The organism is Actinoplanes sp. HUAS TT8, assembly GCF_051380535.1.
Lineage (GTDB): Bacteria > Actinomycetota > Actinomycetes > Mycobacteriales > Micromonosporaceae > Actinoplanes.
In genome coordinates, this window is record NZ_CP195646.1 from 9905448 (window position 1) to 9921707 (window position 16260).

The window sequence follows — 16260 nt, forward strand, 5'->3', positions numbered from 1 at the left end:
GCTTCGAAGAGACTGTGGACACGTACGGCGTACCTCTGTGGAAAAGCGCAAGGCCCGCGGACCGGAACCGGACCGCGGGCCTTGCGTGAGCTGGTGTTCCAGCTGGTCAGTTAGATGCGCCGCTCGTCGCGGCAGCGGGCTCCTCGGCGTCGTTCGCCTTGGGGTCGTGGGCCTTCTTGTGCGCCGCGACCTGGTCGCGGACCTCGTCCATGTCGAGCTGCTCGACCTTTTCGATCAAGCTCTCGAGGGCGGACTCGGGGAGCGCGCCGGGCTGGGCGAAGACCACGATGCCGTCGCGGACCGCCATGATCGTCGGGATCGACCGGATGTCGAACTTGGCGGCCAGCGCCTGCTCGGCCTCGGTGTCGACCTTGCCGAAGGTGATCTCCGGGTGCTTCTCCGAGGACCGCTCGTAGGTCGGCGCGAAGCGTACGCAGGGCCCGCACCAGCTGGCCCAGAAGTCGACCAGGACGATGCCGTCGTTACTGGTGACCTCGTCGAAGTTCGCTGTGGTCAGCGCAACCGTCGCCATTGATGCCTCCGTCTGCGGGAATCGCTTTCGTCGGGTGAAACTCCTGGCACCACTTCACCATTCCCGCTCTGGACGCCGTGACACGTGTCCTACGGCACCATCCGCGCGGGACGGCGAGGCGACCGGAAGCCACCATCGTAACTGATAGTAGGCGTACGGTGTCAGGTTGGCGACACCACCCGCAGGTGAGATCTGTCCATGATCACGCCATCCGGGGCATTTGCCCAGGCTGTGTGTTGCCTATGGGAACGCGCCCACGCGACCCAAAGAATTGTTAATAAACCTAAATGTGAGCTGCGTCACACCTGAAAGTCCTTCACATGGATACGGACGGTGAGGCAAACTCTTTCCCAACAGAGCGTGGGCGGCGGGTGCCGGGGAGGGCCCCGCCGCTCATTGCGTCCCCCTCCGGTTCGCCCGGAGGGGTGGTTCCCGGCTGCGTGAGAGTGTCCGCGCCGGATGAGTAGCCTAACGCCCCATGACCGTGGGCGAGGACGAATCCACCGAGGTCGGCGTGGGTCCCTGGGTGGGTGAGCGGCCTGTCGGCGAGCACTACGACCCCGAGTTGCTGGAGAACGGCGACCGGCGCAACGTGGTGGACCGCTACCGGTACTGGACCCGTGAGGCGGTGATCGCCGACCTGGACACCCGCCGTCACGGCTTCCACGTCGCGATCGAGAACTGGCAGCACGACCTGAACATCGGCACCGTGGTCCGCAACGCCAACGCGTTCCTCGCCGCCGAGGTCCACATCGTGGGTCTCCGCAAGTGGAACCGGCGCGGAGCCATGGTCACCGATCGTTACCAGCACGTGCGGCACCACCCCACGATCGAGGAGTTCGTGGCCTGGGCCGCCGCCGCGGAGATCCCGGTGATCGGCATCGACAATCTGCCCGGCTCCCGGCCGATGGAGACCGTCACCCTGCCCCGGCGGTGCGTGCTGCTCTTCGGCCAGGAGGGGCCCGGACTCTCCGGCGTGGCGAGAAGCGCCTGCTCGCAGCTATTTTCCATTGCACAGTACGGATCAACCCGGTCGATCAACGCGGGTGTGGCCAGTGGGATCGCGATGCACGCGTGGATCCGCGCGCACGCCGGCCCGCCGCCCGCCTGAGGTCGGGCCTGTTCCGCCGATCCGCTTGACGGGGGCTCCCCGGACCCGCACGGTATGGAGTGTGGGTGTCACGGTGAGTTGCCCCAGATGTGCTGATCAGGTCCGGAAGCCGGACCTGATGCACAGCCACTGGCGCTGCGACAACTGTGGCGACGTCTCGCCGTTCCACGTCGCCGAGCACATCAGTGCGGAGATCGTCGGGACGGTGCTGCGCGAGTCGGCGTCGGATGCGGAGCGGCTGCCGCTCTGGGGGCCATGGCCGCTCCCGTCCGGCTGGACCGTCACCGGGGTGGGCTGGGCCGGCGACGACCGGTCCGGGGTGCGGGCCACCGCGCTTGCCTGCAGTGGCCCGGAGCCGCTCGGTGGTGGCCCGGCCGACCTGGTCTTCATCGCCGAGCAGCCGGGTGTCGGACTGGGCACCCGCTTCGCCGGCATCCCGGGTATCGACCCTGGTTACCTGCTCTCCGAGACGCTGGCCGACCGCGGTCCGTGCGCCGGCCCGCACGCCAAGATCAAAGTGGGTGGTCACCCGACTCCACTCTGGTGTGTGAAGTCTCCTGAGGACCGCAGCGCGTACGTGAGTGAGGCCAAAGGAATTTGGCTCTATGCGGTAGCGTGGCCCGCAAGCGCGGGCTACCTCCTCGCGGAGCATGTCGTTCTGCACGACCTGTCCGAGGGAGTTCCGCCCGAGCTCGTGTTCGGTGCGCCCTCGCCGTACCTGCACGGTCGTGTCTGACCGACAATCGGCTTTCCGGGCACTTTGTTCACACGGGGCTACGGAGCTGATACCGTCAGTACTGCCGCGGCGCTGTTTGTCACCCGCACCAGAGGAGAAGGCCCGCCATGATCAAGAAGGTCCTCACCTGGCTTGGTATTGCGTTCTTGATCTTCTTTATCGCCTTCAACCCGAGATCGGCCGCGGCCGTCTTCGAGTCGCTGGGCGGGACGATCGCGGACATCGCGCGAGGCTTCGGCACCTTCTTCACCGACCTCGTCGCGTAGCATTCGTACATGGATCCTGGTGAGCCGCGCGACCCGCGAGGCGAGGGCGCCCAGCGCTCTCCGGACGACGATGAGGCCTTCAGGTTTCGGGACCCCGCGTTCGAGGACACCGATCCTGGTCGGACACGTGCCGAGACCTATCCGGACGATGACCGGTTTACTAATCGCGCGCGCCGTGGCGACGACTACGACGACCCCGATCAGTACGAGTCGCCGGTCTTCACCGAGGAGGAGCTGGAGGGGCTCGACCGCAGCAGCGGTCCGCGCCGCTTCCTCCCCCTGGAGGATGAACCGACCACACTGGTCGCCCGCTACCTCTTCCCCACCGAGCGCTATCGCGGTGAGTGGAAGCGGCACTGGATCCACCTGTCGCTGCCGCTGAGCATCGGCGCCGGCGCGACCCTCCTGCTCGGTTATCTGGCCGGCTTCCTGACCCGGCAGAACATCAACGGGATGGTCACCGTCGCGGTGCTGATCTGGCTCGGCGTGATCAGCTGGGTGGCCTGGAAGGTCTTCGACTGGTATTTCGACCGGTTCATCCTCACCAACAAACGGGTGATGGTGGTGAACGGCATCGTCACCCGCAAGGTGGCGATGATGCCTCTGCTCCGGGTCACCGACATGAAGTATGAGCAGTCGGCCCTCGGCCGGATGCTCAGCTACGGCACGTTCGTGCTGGAGTCGGCCGGCCAGGACCAGGCGCTCCGCGAGGTCAAGCACCTGCCGAACCCGAACGAGCTGTATCTCCGTGTGGTCGAGGAGATGTACGAGCCGCAGGCCGTCGAGGCGCGGCTCGGCAAGGACGACGAGGGAGACGACGCCTGAGTCGCCGGATCGATCTGCACTGTCACTCCACCGCCAGCGACGGCACCCTGACCCCGGCCGAGCTGGTCCGGGCGGGTGCCCAGGCTGGGCTGGACGTCATGGCGATCACCGACCACGACACCACCGGAGGCTGGGCCGACGCGGCCGCGGCCCGTCCCGACGGGATGCTGCTGGTGCGCGGCGCCGAGCTGTCCTGCCGGTGGCACGGCGTGCACCCCGGGATCTCGCTGCACCTGCTGGCGTACCTTTTCGACCCGGACGACCCGGCGCTGGCGGCGTCGATGCTGGCGTTGCGCGACGATCGGGAGCAGCGGGCCGAGCGGATCGTGGAGTTGCTGCGGGCCGACGGGGTGCGGATCACCTGGGACGAGGTGTTCGGCTACGCCGCGGGCGGCTCGGTCGGGCGACCGCACATCGCGCAGGCGCTGATCCGGGCGGGGCTCGTGAAGAGCACCGACGAGGCGTTCGCATCGTCCTGGCTCGGGGCGCGTTACTTCGTACCCAAATCGGATCTTGATGTTTTTGATGCCGTCGCGGCGGTGCGTGCGGCCGGTGGGGTGCCCGTTTTTGCTCACCCGCGGGCGACAAAACGTGGACGCGTCGTGCCGGACGAGTTGATCGTCGACCTGGCTGATGCGGGGCTGTTCGGCCTGGAAGCCGACCATGAGGACCACTCGCCGGCCGAGCGGGAGGAGATCCGGGCGCTGGCCGGAAGGCTCGGTCTCGTGGTCACCGGCTCGTCCGATTTTCACGGTACCCACAAGACGGTGCGACTGGGAGCATTCCAAACTGCCCCCGAGGTGTACGAGAAAATCGCGGCCGCCGCGACCGGAGTGCCCGTCCTCGGGTGACGATCGACGCACCAGCCTGCGCGCGACAGTGCCGCCCCCTACCTTGATCGGGTGAATCTCAAGCTGTTCGGCGAGTTCTTCGTGACCCTGCTGGTGATCGTCGACCCGCCCGGCATGGTGCCGGTCTTCCTCGCCCTCACCGGCGCCATGCCCTCGAAGGCCCGCAACCGGGCCGGCACCCAGGCGGTTCTGCTCGCCCTCGGCGTGATCATCGGGTTCGCGGTGGCCGGTCAGACCCTGCTGGACTACCTGCACGTGCAACTCCCGGCCCTGCAGGCGGCCGGCGGACTGCTGCTCGTGCTGGTCGCGCTGCAGCTGCTCACCGGCAAGACCGACGAGCCGCAGGAGCAGGGCGGGACCAGCAACGTCGCCCTGGTCCCGCTGGGCACGCCGCTGCTGGCCGGCCCCGGCGCGATCGTCGCCACCATGCTGTTCGTGCAGCGGGCCAAGAGCCTGGACGAATACCTCATCCTCGGCGCCGCGATCCTGGCCGTGATGGCGACCGTGTGGCTGGTCCTGCGCTTCTCCGGGCTGATCGTGCGGCTGCTGCGCCCGGCCGGCATCGAGGTGCTCACCCGGATCGCCGGCCTGCTCCTCGCGGCCATCGCCGTGCAGCTGATCGCCGACGCGATCTTCGCCTTCGTGGAGCTGTACGCGCCGAGGTTCTGACTTTCTTTTTTGTCGGAGGGGGCTGGCAGGATTGGCGCGTGCCTCCCACCAGGAACCGTGCCGCCGTCCCCGAGCAACTCGGCTTCGCCGGGATGCCCGAGAAACTCTTCGTCTGCACGCCGAGCAAGCTCGGCGCGTTCATCGACTGCCCCCGGCGATACAAATACTCGTACGTCGACCGCCCCAGCCCGCCCAAGGGGCCGCCCTGGGCGCACAACTCGCTCGGCGCGAGCGTGCACACGGCCCTGAAGAACTGGTATGCGTTGCCGCCCGACCGCCGGGGGCCGGAAGCGCTGCCCACGCTGCTGAAGAGCACCTGGGTCCGGGAGGGCTACCGGGACGTCGAACTGGAACGGGCGGCGTACCGGAAAGCACTCGACTGGCTGGAGACCTATGTCGCGACCCTCGACCCCGAAGAGGAACCGCTCGGGGTCGAGCGGGTCGTCGCGGCCAAGACCGCCGTCCTCGCGCTGAACGGGCGGGCCGACCGGATCGACGCCCGCGTCGGCGACGACGGTCCGGAAGCGGTGATCGTCGACTACAAGACCGGGCGCAGCGGGCTCGACGCCGACGACGCGCGCGGGTCACAGGCCCTGGCGCTGTATGCGTATGCGGCCCAGCGGGTCTTCCGGCGGCCCTGCTACCGGGTCGAGCTGCATCACCTGCCGACCGGGACGGTGGCGGCGCACGAGCACACCGAGGAATCGCTGGCCCGGCAGGTCCGGCGGGCCGAGGAGACCGCGCAGGACATCATGGCCGCGGAGAAAGCGGTGGCCGCGGGGGCGGATCCGGATGAGGCGTTTCCGGTGAATCCGGGGTCGCTGTGCGGGTGGTGCGACTTCCGGAAGGTGTGTCCGGCCGGGGCTGAGGTGGTGGGCAAGGAGCCGTGGGCGGCGGTGGAGCATTTGGGTGCTTCATAGCCTTCGTGGGCGATTCAGCCGTAGGCGATTCAGCCGTGGGCGACTCGGGTGAGGGCGGCCTGGCGGGCCGGGGAGACGCGGTATTCGGCCGGGAGGACGGCCAGGATGCCGGCGAGCAGCGTGCGCAGGCCGCGGGCGGACAGGCCGGCGGCCAGATCGGTGGTCGGCCAGCCCGGGGCGCCGTAAAGCTTGCGGGCCCACGGCGGCAGCAGGCCGATCGCGGTGCCGGCCAGGCCCAGATAGGCCCAGCGGGGCGGGCCCAGGGTGAGGCCGAGCCGCAGCGCCCGGCCACCCCAGGTGTCCGGGATCGGCGGAACGGTCAGGAGGAACGCGGCCTCTGCGCCGTCCCGGGTCAGGCCCAGCTCCGGGCGCATCGCCGCGTAGAAGTCGGCGACCGCCGCGGCCGTCGACGGCACGGTCGCCGGGTCCAGGCCGACCAGGGCGGCGGCTCGCAGTTGCTCGGTGTAGTAGGCGTCGACCTCGTCCGGGGTCAGGTGGACCCCGGCCCGCAGGGCGGTGGTCAGGAACGACTCGACCTCGGCCACGTGCACCCAACGCAGCAGATCAGGGTCGTCGATCCGGAAGGATTTTCCCGTACGCGGATCGACTCCCTCCAATCGGGAGTGCAGCTTCCGCAGCCGGGCGCCGGCGTCCTCGACCTCGGCGGTGCTGCCATAGATCACCGTGGCGACGTAGTTGGACGTGCGGACGAGGCGGCCCCACATGTCCGACCGGTACCCCGACTTCTGCGAGACGGCGGCTACCGCACGGGGGTGAAGGGCCTGCAGATAGAGCGAGCGCAGCCCGCCGAGCATCAGGATCGGCTCCTGATGCAGCTTCCAGGTGATCGAATCCGGCCCGAAGAGCCCCACGTCGCCCGTCATCCGTGAAGTATGCCGCGGCCCGCGCGTGGAATCAGGCCGTGTCCGGCGGGCGCGTGGTCAGGCGGTGTCCGGCGGCCGCTCGGCGCGTGGTCAGGCGGTGTCCGACAGGCGCTTGGCCTGGCAGTCCGGGCATAAGCCCCAGAACGTCACCTCGGCCTCGTCCAGCGCGAACCCGTGACTGTCGCTCGGGAACAGGCAGGGCCGCTCGCCGACCGCGCAGTCGACGTCGGCGATCGCCCCGCAACCTCGGCAGACGATGTGATGATGGTTGTCGCCGACCCGTGCCTCGAACCGTGCCGGGCTGCCGGCCGGCTCGATCCGCCGGGCGAGGCCGGCCCGGGAGAACGCGCCCAACACGTCGTAGACGGCCTGTGTGGAGACCGAGTCGAGGCGGGTGCGAACCTGCCGGGCGATCTCGTCCACCTCGAGGTGACCGCCACCGGTCAGCACTTCGAGCACGGCAAGCCGGGGGCGGGTCACCCGCAGGCCGTGCGTGCGCAGAAGTTCCTCACCGGTGGACATCCGTCCATGACAGCACGCCTGGGCGGTTTCCCCAACCTCAGGGAAGTCACAGATCCGCAGGTCCCGTAGCTGAACCGGAATCGGATTTCCGATGTAGTTCCTGACGGGGGGATGTTTGCGCCGTCAGACAACTCTAAGCTAGCGATCACCCCGGACCCAGGAGGAAAAGTGTTCGACCAGGTCAACGGCTTGCCCGTACATATTCTCGTGTTGCACGCCGCGGTCGTGTTCGTGCCGCTACTCGCGCTCGGTGCGGTGGTCTACGCGCTCGCCGCGCCGTGGCGGCCCAAACTCGCGTGGGCGGTGGCGATCCTCGGCGTCGTGGCGCCGATCTCGACGTTCGTGGCCAAGGAGTCCGGCGAGAAGCTCTACGACAGCAAGATCTCGACGTTCTCGCCCAAGGGCAAGGAGATCCTCGCCGATCACATGGACTTCGGAACGATGACGTTCTGGTTCTCGCTCGGGCTGGGCGTGCTCGCCCTGATCATGGTGGCGCTGACGTTCCGGCCCGAGCGGAAGCTGCCGGTCGTGGTGAACCTGGCCTTCATCGTGCTGTCGCTGATCTTGGCCGCCGGAAGTGGTTACTACATTTTCCGTACGGGCGACTCGGGGGCGACCGCGGTCTGGGGCACCTACTAGTCCCGGACTTCTCCACAGCGCCGCCGGGCCGAACGGCTCGGCGGCGCTGTCGTTTCCACGCCGAACCGCGGCCCGGTGGCGCTGTCGTTTCCGCAGCCTCGTTTGCCGGTGGCCGTCGCGTTCCGTCGCGGGCGTGGTCAGAGCAGGGTGCGGCCGCAGAGCAGGCAGATCAGGATCAGTGCGATCGCCCCGGCGACCAGGCCCACCCCATACGTCACCGTCCGGGCCGACCCCTCGGCCTCGTCGATCGCATCCATGTTCTGGGTAGGCATGTGACGCGGCGGGGGTGGCGTCGCGATCGTCGGCGGCCGCCAGTGCGGCGCCGGCGGGTCCGTCCGCGGCGGGCCCGGATAGGACGGTGTCTCGGGGGCGACGGGCTGATCCTGAGGCGGACGGCCGAGCGAGGCGGCGCCGGGATCGGGCCGCTGCCAGTACGCGTCGCCGGCCGGGCCACTGGTGGGGGAGCTCACGTTCACCGACGGTACAGCCGGAGGGGGACGACGGCCGAAGCGATGTCGGCTTACCCTTCTAGGCGTGGACATCCTGGATGGCCCCGAGCGGGACAACGACGCCGAGCGCGAGGTGGACTTCGACTCGGAGGAGGCGCCGGTGCTGCCCGACCAGACTCGGGACGACACCGAGCGCGGCTGGGGCGAGCACGGTCACTCCAACGACGACCGCCTGCTCGACGACCGCCCGCCGCACTGGGGCTGAGACTTCGGCATCGCGCCGACGGGTTCACGACTCGTCGGCCGCTCAGTGTTACCCGCAGACACTCAACACGCCTCAGGCCAGCCGGCTCGCCTCAGGCCGGCCAGGCCAGCCGGTTCGCGCCACCTGATTCACGGCGTCGCCACCGATCTTGCTGCTCCGCCCCAGGAATCCTCGCCCGCTGTGGATCACCTCGGGGATCGGCTCAGCCGGGCCGGATCAGGATGGCGAAGCCGTGACCGGCGCCGCTGACCGCGCGCCCGGCCTGCTCCGGCGCGAGCGCCAGTAAGAGCCCGCCGGTCGTCGGATCATCCGCGCCGGTCACGTCGAGAACCAGTGCCGAGCTCGCGATCGGCGTGCTGTCCCCCTCGGCGTCGAGCCGTAGCAGGTCGACCCGGTTCCCCGGATGGACCAGAGCCAGCGCTGTCGGATCGGCCAGCCGCACCGGAACACCGACCGCGCCCGCCGGGATCGGGGGTTTACCGCTGACTCCGGGCGCGGCCGATGTTGTCGCCTTGGCCGTGCTCACGGCCGGCGCCGCCGACGTCGTGCACGATGCCACCGGGCGTAACCAGACGGCCCCGGCGGCGGTCGCCAGCAGGATCGCCACGACGGCGAGCCGGAGCAGACCACCGCGCCCGGGTGGTCGCCACCGCACCGGATCCAGGCGCTCGCTCCGATCACGGGACCGCCCCATCGCTCTGCCCTCCTGCTGCCGCGGACGTGCTCAGGCGGGCGAGGCTAGGCGAAATCGATGATCGTCCGCTCCGGGCCTGTGGATAACCACGCACTGTGGATAACCGCGGGCCGGGCTCCGGCGGGAGCTAGGTTTGGGCGAGCGCGCGGCCCGGCCGGTTTTTGGACAACAAAAGAGCATTTGCGGGTACGGCACGAGGGCGTGTCGTGATCACGACACGCCCTCGGTGAGCAGTTGGGGTCAGGAGGCCGCGGCGGCCTTCGCCCCCGAGGTCGAGCTGCTCGACGACGTCGTGGAGGACGAGGTCGAGGACGTGGTGCTGGTCGTCGTCGTGGAGGACGACGAGCTGTCCGAGGACGAGGTGCTGTCCGCCTTCTTCGTCGTCGAGTCGCCCGCGGTGCCCGACTTCTCCGCGCTCACGTTGCCCGAGCGGGAGTCGTTGCGGTAGAAGCCGGAGCCCTTGAAGACGATGCCGACCGAGTTGAACACCTTACGGAGCTTGCCGTGGCAGTTCGGGCACTCGGTGAGCGCCGGGTCGGAGAAGGACTGAACGGCTTCGAGCTGCTCACCGCACTCGGTGCAGGCGTACTGGTAGGTAGGCACGGCTCCTCCGGATCTGTCGGCTGCTGGCACTCGCCAACTCCGAGTGCCAATGTTGCGGCATCGGAGGTCAATTCGTCCACTCCGGCCCCGGTCTGAGGTCCCTGCGTGCCGCCGGATGTGACGAAGCACGCCTTGCAAACCCGGCCCGGCCCGCCGCAACCCGGCCCGGCCCGCCGCAACCCGGCCCGGCCCGCCGCAACCCGGCCCGGCCCGCCGCAACCCGGCCCGGCCTGTCCCGCCGCAACCCGGCCCGGCCCGGCCTGTCCCGCCGCAACCCGGCCCGGCCCGGCGTGGCCCGCCCGACGCGGAACGGTCCGGCCGTCATGCCCGCGCGCCCGGGCAGAGAAGCCGATCGGAGGCGTCGGGGCGAGCCGGGAGCCGGCGGCCGGCCACGGGGTGAGCCAGGGCCAGGGCGCAAGCGGGCGAGCCGGGAGTTGGTGGTGATGGCGAGGGGCGAGGCGGAAGGGGCGAGGCGGGAGAGGGCGGTGAGTCGGGCTAGCGGGCCGAGGGGCGCGGGGAGAAGCCCCCGGCCGGGGTGAGGACGCCGTGGACGGCCCGGTCGTGGGGTTCGGCCGGGACCTCGTCGAGGGCCTCGTGGTCGTAGAGGAGAGCCACGACCACCGGCCCGGGTTCGGGCAGGCGGGAGAGGGCGCGGTCGTAGGAGCCGCCGCCGCGGCCCATCCGTAGACCGTCTCGCCCGACGGCCAGGGCCGGGACCAGGATCAGGTCCGCCGAGCGGAGGGCGGACACCCCGAGGCGGGGTCCGGTCGGCTCCTGGAGGCCGCGACGGCCGGTTTCGAGGGAACCGGTGTACTCGGCCCAGTCCAGGTCGTTGTCGGGCAGCAGGACCGGCAGAAGCAGTCGGCCGCCTTCGGGTAGTGCGGAGCGGAGCGCGTCCGGAAGGTCGGGGCCGCCGGGTTCCGAGGCGGACGGGACGTAGGCGGCGATGGTTCGCGCGGCTGAACGCCGTACCCAAGCAAGGGTTTGATCTTGAAGTTGGGTGGTGGCCGCGGCGCGGTCGGCGGCCGAAAGTGATCGACGGGCCGTAAGTAGGTATGTGCGCAGCGTGATCTTGTTTTGGGGTGATTTTTCCGCATCACCGGTTAAATCCGACATGCAACACCCCCTTTTGAAAAGCGGCAAACGGTGCACACTATGTCAGCATCGCTCCAAAGAGGGCCACTCCCGGGAGGATGTGTGACATTACGTGGCCGGCTCACCAGTGCGTTTTTGGTGGTCGTGCTCGGTCCGGTCCTGCTCGGGTCCGTCTTCGTCGCGCTGACCGTCGCGGCGGTCAGCCGGGACCGGACGAACGAGCGCCTTGATCATGCCGTGACGACCGTCCGAGCGGCGGTCGGAGCGATCTGTGGGCAGTTGCAGGCGGCGGCCGACGCGGTCGCGGTGGTTCCGGCGGAATCGCGCGCCGGGGTCGCCGACCAGCTGATCGCCCGCGGACTGGCGGCCGACATCCGCATCGGCGACGATCCCGAGGCCGCAGCGCCGGGCGAGCAGACGCCGGGCACCACCGCGCCAGGGATCGCCGCCGGGCCGGGTGTCGCCGCGCCGGACGGACCGGCGCCGGGGACCGCCGCCGCGCCGGATGCGCTCGCGCCGCGGGAGGCCGCGCCGCCGGACACGCCTGCGCCGCGGATTGCCGCGCCCGGCACGGTGCGGTCGCAGGAGGCCGCGTCGCAGGCCGGCTGGCAGGACTGCGCCGCCCCGGACGGGACGCAGGCCGGCGCGCTCTCCGCGTCCGCCCGGGGCGAGGGCGTCAGCGTCGTCGCGGCCCAGCCGGTCGACGCCGCCCTGTTGAGCCGCCTCGGCGACGCGGCCGGGGTCGCGGTCGCGCTTCCCGTGCCCGGCGCGCTCGGGGTCCCGGAGGGCGACACGGTCCGGCGGGTCGGGGCCGCGCCGGGGCAACCGTTGACGCTCACGCTGACGGCGGTGCCGGACGAGCCCGGTGTCCGGTACGCCGTCATCCCGCTGATCGTCCTGGTCACGGCCGCCGTCGCGGTGGTCGCGGCGCGATGGCTGGCGCGGTCCACCACCCGGCCGCTCGGGGATCTCGCGTGGGCGGCCGACCGGGTGGCCAACGGCGATCTGGACACCCGGGTGCCGATCCCGCGGCCGGACGAGCTGGGCCGGCTGGCCGGGACGTTCAACCGGATGACCCGGGAGTTGCAGTCCTACGTGCAGGCGCTGACCGCCAGCCGTGACCAGTTGCGGCGGCACCTGGCGATCCTCGGGGACACCCTGTCCAGCACCCACGACCTGGACCGGATCCTGCCGGTGATCCTGCGCACGGCGATGACCGCCACCGGCGCCCGGGCCGGCCTGGTGCTGCTCGTCGACCCGGCCGACGGGACGCTGGCCGTTCGTTGCGGGGCCGGGCTGACCGGTGACTGGGACGTGCCGCCGGCCGAACTGGCGCGGCGCCGGCTGGTGCTCGGGCGCGGCGTGCTCGGCGCGGTGGCCGCTTCCGGTAATCCGCTGCGCGGTTCGACCGGGGTGGTGGCCGAGGAACCGGCCTGCGAGTCGTACGTCGCGGTGCCGATCTGCGCACCACCTTCGGGTGAAGACCAGGAGCCGGGTCCGGGCACGCTCGGCGTGCTGGCGCTCTACGACCGGCTCGGCAGTTCCACCTTCGACGACGCCGACCTGCGGACTCTTCGTACTTTCGCCGGGCAGGCCGGGGTGGCGGTGCACAACGTTCGGGTGCACGAGGAGGCACAGCGGCTGTCGTTGACCGACCCGCTGACCGGGCTGTGGAACTACCGTTACCTGCGCGAGGTTCTGCGCCGGGAGGTGGAGCGGGCCAGCCGGTTCGGCCGGATGCTCACCGTCCTGGTGCTCGACCTCGATCACTTCAAGGAGGTGAACGACACGTTCGGGCACCCGGCGGGCGATCAGGTGCTGGGCGAGTTCGCCCGGCGGATCCGGGTCGGCCTGCGGGAGGTGGACGTGGCGTTCCGGCAGGGTGGGGAGGAGTTCGTGGTGCTGTTGCCGGAGACCGACGCGTACGGCGGGGTGATCGTCGCCGAACGTCTCGGCGCCCTGGTCCGGGACCGTCCGGTGCAGCTCGATCCGCGGCGTCCCGGCCGGCCCGACCAGACGTCGATCAGCGTCTCGATCGGCATCGCGGTCTTCCCCGAGCACGGCGAGTCCGCACAGCAGGTGCTCGATGCCGCGGACGAGGCGCTGTACGCGGCCAAGAACGCGGGCCGTGACACGTATCGTCTCGCGGAGAGCGTTTCGTCCCGTGTGTCCGAGGGGAATTTCGATCCCGCCCCCGCCGGGAGTGGGCCGCAACAGCCGAGACGCGCTCTCGGCCGATAGTCTCGCGGCATGCTTGCGAGCGATACAGCCGGGCACGAACCAGCGAAGGTGCGGTGACTGATGACGATGAACGCGCAGAAGTCGGGCAAGCGCGCGGTCAAAGCGGTGATTCCGGCGGCCGGCCTGGCAACGCGTTTCTTGCCAGCCACCAAGGCCGTTCCCAAGGAGCTGTTGCCGGTCGTCGACCGGCCGGTGCTGCAGTACATCGTCGAGGAGGCGGCCGCCGCCGGGATCACCGATGTGCTGCTGGTGACCGGGCGCGGCAAGACCTCGATGGTCGACCACTTCGACCGCCGGCCGGATGTGGAGCAGCGGCTGGAGGAGAAGGGCGACACCGAGCGGCTCGCCGCCGTCCGCCGGACCAGTGAGCTCGCCGACATCTACACGGTCCGCCAGGGTGAGCCCCTCGGTCTCGGGCACGCCGTCGGGACGGCCGCCTCGCACGTCGGCGACAACCCGTTCGCGGTCCTGCTCGGTGACGAGTTCGTCGACGAGGGCAGCCCGCTGCTGCCCGACATGCTCGACCTGCAGGCCCGCACCGGCGGCATCGTGCTGGCGTTCATCGAGGTCACGCCCGAGGAAACGTCCCGTTACGGGATCGCCTCGGTGCGCGAGTCCGACCTCGGTGAGGGCGTCGTCGAGGTGACCGGCCTGGTCGAGAAGCCGTCGCCGGCCGACGCGCCGAGCAACCTGGCCGTGGTCGGGCGGTACGTGCTTCCCGGCAAGATCTTCGAGGCGATCGCCGACACCAAGCCCGGCAGCGGCGGTGAGATCCAGCTGACCGACGCGATGGCGGCGCTGCTGGAGGCCGGCGTCCCGGTGCACGGCATCGTCTACCGGGGCATCCGCTACGACACCGGGCAGCCGCTGGGCTATCTGCAGACCGTTGTCCAGCTCGCCGTCCAGCGACCCGATCTGGGCGAGGAGTTCCGGGCCTGGCTCACCGACTTCGTCGGTGGTCAGAAGGGATGACCGCTACGGCCGATGCCGAGGCGGCCGCCAACGAGCTGATGCCTCTCGCCGAGTACCTGGGCAGCGTGCTGCGCAGGTTGCGGGCGCTGCCTCCGCTCGACCTCGATCTCACCCAGGCGCACGGGAACGTGCTCGCGGCCGACGTGATCGCGCCGCACCCGTTCCCGGCGTTCGACCAGGCCGCGATCGACGGATACGCGGCCCGCTGGGAGGACCTGGCCGGCGCCGGACGCCTCGGGGCGCACCCGGCGTTCGGCCAGTTCGACAACCCGGCCCGCGGCGTGCGGCTGAACGTGGTCGGCGACCTCGGCGCGGCCAGCTGGCGGCCGGTCCGGCTGACCGCGGGCACCTGCTTCTCGGTCGCGGCCGGGGCGCCGCTGCCGCTCGGGGCCGATGTGGTCGTGCCCGTGCACTGGACCGATCAGGGCATGGCCGCGGTGGAGATCCTGCACGCCCCGAAACGTGGTTCCGGGGTGCGGCGGGCCGGTGAGGAACTGGCCGTCGGCCAGGTGCTGGCCACCGCCGGGTCGTACGTGACGCCGCCGCTGGTGGCCACGTTCGCGGCCGCCGGGATCGGGCACGTGATGGTCCGGCCCAGTCCACGGGTGGTCGTCGTGGCCACCGGGGACGAGCTGGTCGACGTGGGCCGGCCCAGCCAGCCGGGGCAGGTGGTGGACGCGAACTCCCACGCGTTGACGGCGGCGGCCGTCGAGGCGGGGGCTCTGGCGTACCGAATAGGAATTTGTGATGACGACCCGGAAGGGCTGCGCGGCCTGCTGGAGGACCAGACGCTGCGGGCCGACCTGATCATCACGACTGGTGGTACCGGCACGGGACCCGGCGACATGCTGCGCCGGGTCCTGTCTCGCCCCGGGACCGGTCGCGGCACCGTCGAGTTCACCGACGTCGCGCTCTGCCCGGGCACCGTGCTCGGATTCGGCACGGTCGGCGGCGAAGAGGTGCCCGTGGTCTGCCTGCCCGGTGAGCCGGGCGCCGCGCTGATCGGCTTCGAGGTGCTGGCCCGCCCGGCGATCCAGCTGCTGGCCGGGGCCGAGCCGGTGTTCCGCCCGAGCGTCAAGGCGCACCTGCTGGAGACCGTCTCCTCGCCCGGCGGGCTGCGCGAGTTCCGCCCGGCGCACATCGCGGAACGGCGTGGTGGTGGTTACACTGTGCAGCCGCTCGCCGGTGGGCCGTACACTCTCTCCGGTTTGGCCGAAGCCAACGGACTGCTCGTCCTCGGTGAGCGAGTCACCACGGCGGCGGCCGGCTCGACCGTGGACGTGTTGCTGCTCGACCGGAGGCGATGAATGCTCGGGGCCACCCCCGGCTGGCCCGCAGTGCTGGCGGACGGGCCGGTGTTGCTGCGGCCGTACAAGCGCTCGGACGCGCGCGCCTGGTCCGAGGTGCGGATCGCGAATCAGGCCTGGCTGGCCCCCTGGGAGTCGGCGCCGCCGGGCCCGTGGGCGGAGATGAACTCGACCCGGGCCTACAGCTACGTCTATCGCGACATGAAGCGGGCCGCCCGCCGCGGCGACAGCATGCCGTTCGCCGTCTGCCTGGTCGAGGACGGTCGGGAACGCCTGGTCGGGCACGTCAACCTGGGCAACATCGTGCGGCGGGCGTTCGCCTCGGCCTACGCGGGTTACTGGATCGACTACCGGGTCGCCGGCCGGGGTGTGATCCCGACCGCGCTGGCGCTCGCCGTCGACCACGCGTTCGGGCCGGGCGGGCTGCACCGGATCGAGGTCAACATCCGCCCGGAGAACGGGCCGAGCCGCCGGGTCGTCGAGAAGCTGGGGTTCCGCGAGGAGGCGTACCACCAGCGTTACATGCACATCGACGGCGGCTGGCGTGATCACTTGGGGTATGCGATGACCAGCGAGGAGGTGGCCGCCGAAGGTGGCCTGCTCTCCCGGTGGAAGCGAGTTCGCGCCGCCAAGTGATCTTGGCGCCGGGAAGGCCGTCGGCGCGGCGCGCGAAATATCC

20 protein-coding genes and 1 pseudogene are annotated in these 16260 nt (G+C 70.6%); 14 read left to right on the forward strand and 7 right to left on the reverse strand.

Features of this window, described 5'->3' with window-relative positions:
• Window positions 1-106 precede the first annotated feature (106 nt).
• The gene (trxA, locus tag ACSHV8_RS44180) at window positions 107-532 is read right to left on the reverse strand and encodes a thioredoxin (protein WP_436526154.1); all 426 of its coding nucleotides are present in this window, start codon (window positions 530-532) and stop codon (window positions 107-109) included.
• A 478-nt stretch (window positions 533-1010) separates the two neighbouring features.
• Here trxA and ACSHV8_RS44185 point away from each other — a divergent pair, with 478 nt between their 5' ends.
• The 7 genes from ACSHV8_RS44185 to ACSHV8_RS44215 all read left to right on the forward strand — a co-directional run bounded on the left by ACSHV8_RS44185 (window position 1011) and on the right by ACSHV8_RS44215 (window position 5910).
• A complete protein-coding gene (locus ACSHV8_RS44185) occupies window positions 1011-1643 on the forward strand; it encodes a TrmH family RNA methyltransferase (protein WP_436526156.1) in 633 nt (210 codons plus the stop codon).
• Window positions 1644-1716: 73 nt separating this feature from the next.
• The gene (locus ACSHV8_RS44190; protein WP_436526157.1) at window positions 1717-2379 is read left to right on the forward strand and encodes a DUF6758 family protein; all 663 of its coding nucleotides are present in this window, start codon (window positions 1717-1719) and stop codon (window positions 2377-2379) included.
• A 107-nt stretch (window positions 2380-2486) separates the two neighbouring features.
• Window positions 2487-2645: a hypothetical protein gene (locus ACSHV8_RS44195; protein WP_014447648.1), complete on the forward strand. Its 159-nt coding sequence runs from the start codon at window positions 2487-2489 to the stop codon at window positions 2643-2645.
• Window positions 2646-2654: 9 nt separating this feature from the next.
• On the forward strand, window positions 2655-3470 hold the full coding sequence (locus ACSHV8_RS44200) for a PH domain-containing protein (protein WP_436526158.1): 816 nt from the start codon (window positions 2655-2657) through the stop codon (window positions 3468-3470).
• Window positions 3467-4321: a PHP domain-containing protein gene (locus ACSHV8_RS44205; protein ID WP_436537229.1), complete on the forward strand. Its 855-nt coding sequence runs from the start codon at window positions 3467-3469 to the stop codon at window positions 4319-4321. Before ACSHV8_RS44200 ends, ACSHV8_RS44205 begins: the two co-directional genes overlap by 4 nt.
• Window positions 4322-4372: 51 nt before the next feature.
• Complete coding sequence (locus tag ACSHV8_RS44210) at window positions 4373-4990, forward strand: MarC family protein (RefSeq protein ID WP_436526160.1); 618 nt, start codon at window positions 4373-4375, stop codon at window positions 4988-4990.
• Window positions 4991-5082: 92 nt separating this feature from the next.
• A complete protein-coding gene (locus ACSHV8_RS44215; protein ID WP_436537231.1) occupies window positions 5083-5910 on the forward strand; it encodes a RecB family exonuclease in 828 nt (275 codons plus the stop codon).
• Window positions 5911-5939: 29 nt separating this feature from the next.
• Here the strand turns inward: ACSHV8_RS44215 and ACSHV8_RS44220 are convergent, their stop codons facing one another.
• Together ACSHV8_RS44220 and ACSHV8_RS44225 are read right to left on the reverse strand one after the other, a co-directional pair.
• Window positions 5940-6794, reverse strand: coding sequence for an oxygenase MpaB family protein (locus tag ACSHV8_RS44220; RefSeq protein ID WP_436526162.1), 855 nt, complete (start codon window positions 6792-6794; stop codon window positions 5940-5942).
• 90 nt (window positions 6795-6884) lie between these two features.
• Entirely contained in the window at window positions 6885-7316 is a 432-nt protein-coding gene (locus tag ACSHV8_RS44225) for a Fur family transcriptional regulator (protein ID WP_436526164.1), read from the reverse strand.
• 168 nt (window positions 7317-7484) lie between these two features.
• On the opposite strand from ACSHV8_RS44225, the gene ACSHV8_RS44230 reads away from it, so the two are divergent.
• Window positions 7485-7955, forward strand: coding sequence for a DUF2231 domain-containing protein (locus ACSHV8_RS44230; protein WP_436526166.1), 471 nt, complete (start codon window positions 7485-7487; stop codon window positions 7953-7955).
• Between the two features lie 137 nt (window positions 7956-8092).
• On the opposite strand, the gene ACSHV8_RS44235 is transcribed toward ACSHV8_RS44230, so the two are convergent.
• The gene (locus ACSHV8_RS44235) at window positions 8093-8425 is read right to left on the reverse strand and encodes a translation initiation factor 2 (protein WP_436526168.1); all 333 of its coding nucleotides are present in this window, start codon (window positions 8423-8425) and stop codon (window positions 8093-8095) included.
• Window positions 8426-8489: 64 nt separating this feature from the next.
• Here ACSHV8_RS44235 and ACSHV8_RS44240 point away from each other — a divergent pair, with 64 nt between their 5' ends.
• Window positions 8490-8669: a hypothetical protein gene (locus ACSHV8_RS44240; protein ID WP_203743160.1), complete on the forward strand. Its 180-nt coding sequence runs from the start codon at window positions 8490-8492 to the stop codon at window positions 8667-8669.
• Between the two features lie 202 nt (window positions 8670-8871).
• On the opposite strand, the gene ACSHV8_RS44245 is transcribed toward ACSHV8_RS44240, so the two are convergent.
• Window positions 8872-9363 carry a hypothetical protein gene (locus ACSHV8_RS44245; protein WP_436526170.1) on the reverse strand — a complete coding sequence of 164 codons (492 nt, stop codon included), beginning with the start codon at window positions 9361-9363 and terminating at the stop codon, window positions 8872-8874.
• A 226-nt stretch (window positions 9364-9589) separates the two neighbouring features.
• Here ACSHV8_RS44245 and ACSHV8_RS44250 point away from each other — a divergent pair, with 226 nt between their 5' ends.
• Entirely contained in the window at window positions 9590-9811 is a 222-nt protein-coding gene (locus ACSHV8_RS44250; RefSeq protein WP_436537370.1) for a hypothetical protein, read from the forward strand.
• Between the two features lie 62 nt (window positions 9812-9873).
• On the opposite strand, the pseudogene ACSHV8_RS44255 reads toward ACSHV8_RS44250, so the two are convergent.
• Both ACSHV8_RS44255 and ACSHV8_RS44260 read right to left on the reverse strand, forming a co-directional pair.
• Window positions 9874-10095, reverse strand: a pseudogene (locus ACSHV8_RS44255) (FmdB family zinc ribbon protein); the annotation flags it as partial.
• A 366-nt stretch (window positions 10096-10461) separates the two neighbouring features.
• Complete coding sequence (locus ACSHV8_RS44260; protein WP_436526172.1) at window positions 10462-11082, reverse strand: 5-formyltetrahydrofolate cyclo-ligase; 621 nt, start codon at window positions 11080-11082, stop codon at window positions 10462-10464.
• Window positions 11083-11163: 81 nt separating this feature from the next.
• Between ACSHV8_RS44260 and ACSHV8_RS44265 the strand changes: the two genes are divergently transcribed.
• Genes ACSHV8_RS44265 through ACSHV8_RS44280 form a run of 4 tightly spaced genes read left to right on the forward strand, consistent with a single transcriptional unit; the run spans window position 11164 to window position 16217 of the window.
• Window positions 11164-13302 (forward strand): diguanylate cyclase, encoded by a 2139-nt coding sequence (locus tag ACSHV8_RS44265; protein ID WP_436526174.1) that lies wholly within the window; start codon window positions 11164-11166, stop codon window positions 13300-13302.
• 60 nt (window positions 13303-13362) lie between these two features.
• Window positions 13363-14274 carry a UTP--glucose-1-phosphate uridylyltransferase gene (locus ACSHV8_RS44270; RefSeq protein WP_436526176.1) on the forward strand — a complete coding sequence of 304 codons (912 nt, stop codon included), beginning with the start codon at window positions 13363-13365 and terminating at the stop codon, window positions 14272-14274.
• On the forward strand, window positions 14271-15581 hold the full coding sequence (locus ACSHV8_RS44275) for a molybdopterin molybdotransferase MoeA (RefSeq protein WP_436526178.1): 1311 nt from the start codon (window positions 14271-14273) through the stop codon (window positions 15579-15581). The genes ACSHV8_RS44270 and ACSHV8_RS44275 overlap by 4 nt, the downstream gene beginning before the upstream one ends.
• Complete coding sequence (locus ACSHV8_RS44280; RefSeq protein WP_436526180.1) at window positions 15582-16217, forward strand: GNAT family N-acetyltransferase; 636 nt, start codon at window positions 15582-15584, stop codon at window positions 16215-16217.
• The last annotated feature ends 43 nt before the right edge of the window (window positions 16218-16260 follow it).

Bases quoted from the DNA above. Each gene is read 5' to 3' on its own strand.
- trxA (WP_436526154.1), bottom strand. From the start codon at position 532: ATGGCGACGGTTGCGCTGACCACAGCGAACTTCGACGAGGTCACCAGT.
- ACSHV8_RS44185 (WP_436526156.1), top strand. From the start codon at position 1,011: ATGACCGTGGGCGAGGACGAATCCACCGAGGTCGGCGTGGGTCCCTGG.
- ACSHV8_RS44195 (WP_014447648.1), top strand. From the start codon at position 2,487: ATGATCAAGAAGGTCCTCACCTGGCTTGGTATTGCGTTCTTGATCTTC.
- ACSHV8_RS44200 (WP_436526158.1), top strand. From the start codon at position 2,655: ATGGATCCTGGTGAGCCGCGCGACCCGCGAGGCGAGGGCGCCCAGCGC.
- ACSHV8_RS44215 (WP_436537231.1), top strand. From the start codon at position 5,083: ATGCCCGAGAAACTCTTCGTCTGCACGCCGAGCAAGCTCGGCGCGTTC.
- ACSHV8_RS44220 (WP_436526162.1), bottom strand. From the start codon at position 6,794: ATGACGGGCGACGTGGGGCTCTTCGGGCCGGATTCGATCACCTGGAAG.
- ACSHV8_RS44225 (WP_436526164.1), bottom strand. From the start codon at position 7,316: ATGTCCACCGGTGAGGAACTTCTGCGCACGCACGGCCTGCGGGTGACC.
- ACSHV8_RS44245 (WP_436526170.1), bottom strand. From the start codon at position 9,363: ATGGGGCGGTCCCGTGATCGGAGCGAGCGCCTGGATCCGGTGCGGTGG.
- ACSHV8_RS44260 (WP_436526172.1), bottom strand. From the start codon at position 11,082: ATGTCGGATTTAACCGGTGATGCGGAAAAATCACCCCAAAACAAGATC.
- ACSHV8_RS44270 (WP_436526176.1), top strand. From the start codon at position 13,363: ATGACGATGAACGCGCAGAAGTCGGGCAAGCGCGCGGTCAAAGCGGTG.
- ACSHV8_RS44275 (WP_436526178.1), top strand. From the start codon at position 14,271: ATGACCGCTACGGCCGATGCCGAGGCGGCCGCCAACGAGCTGATGCCT.
- ACSHV8_RS44280 (WP_436526180.1), top strand. From the start codon at position 15,582: ATGCTCGGGGCCACCCCCGGCTGGCCCGCAGTGCTGGCGGACGGGCCG.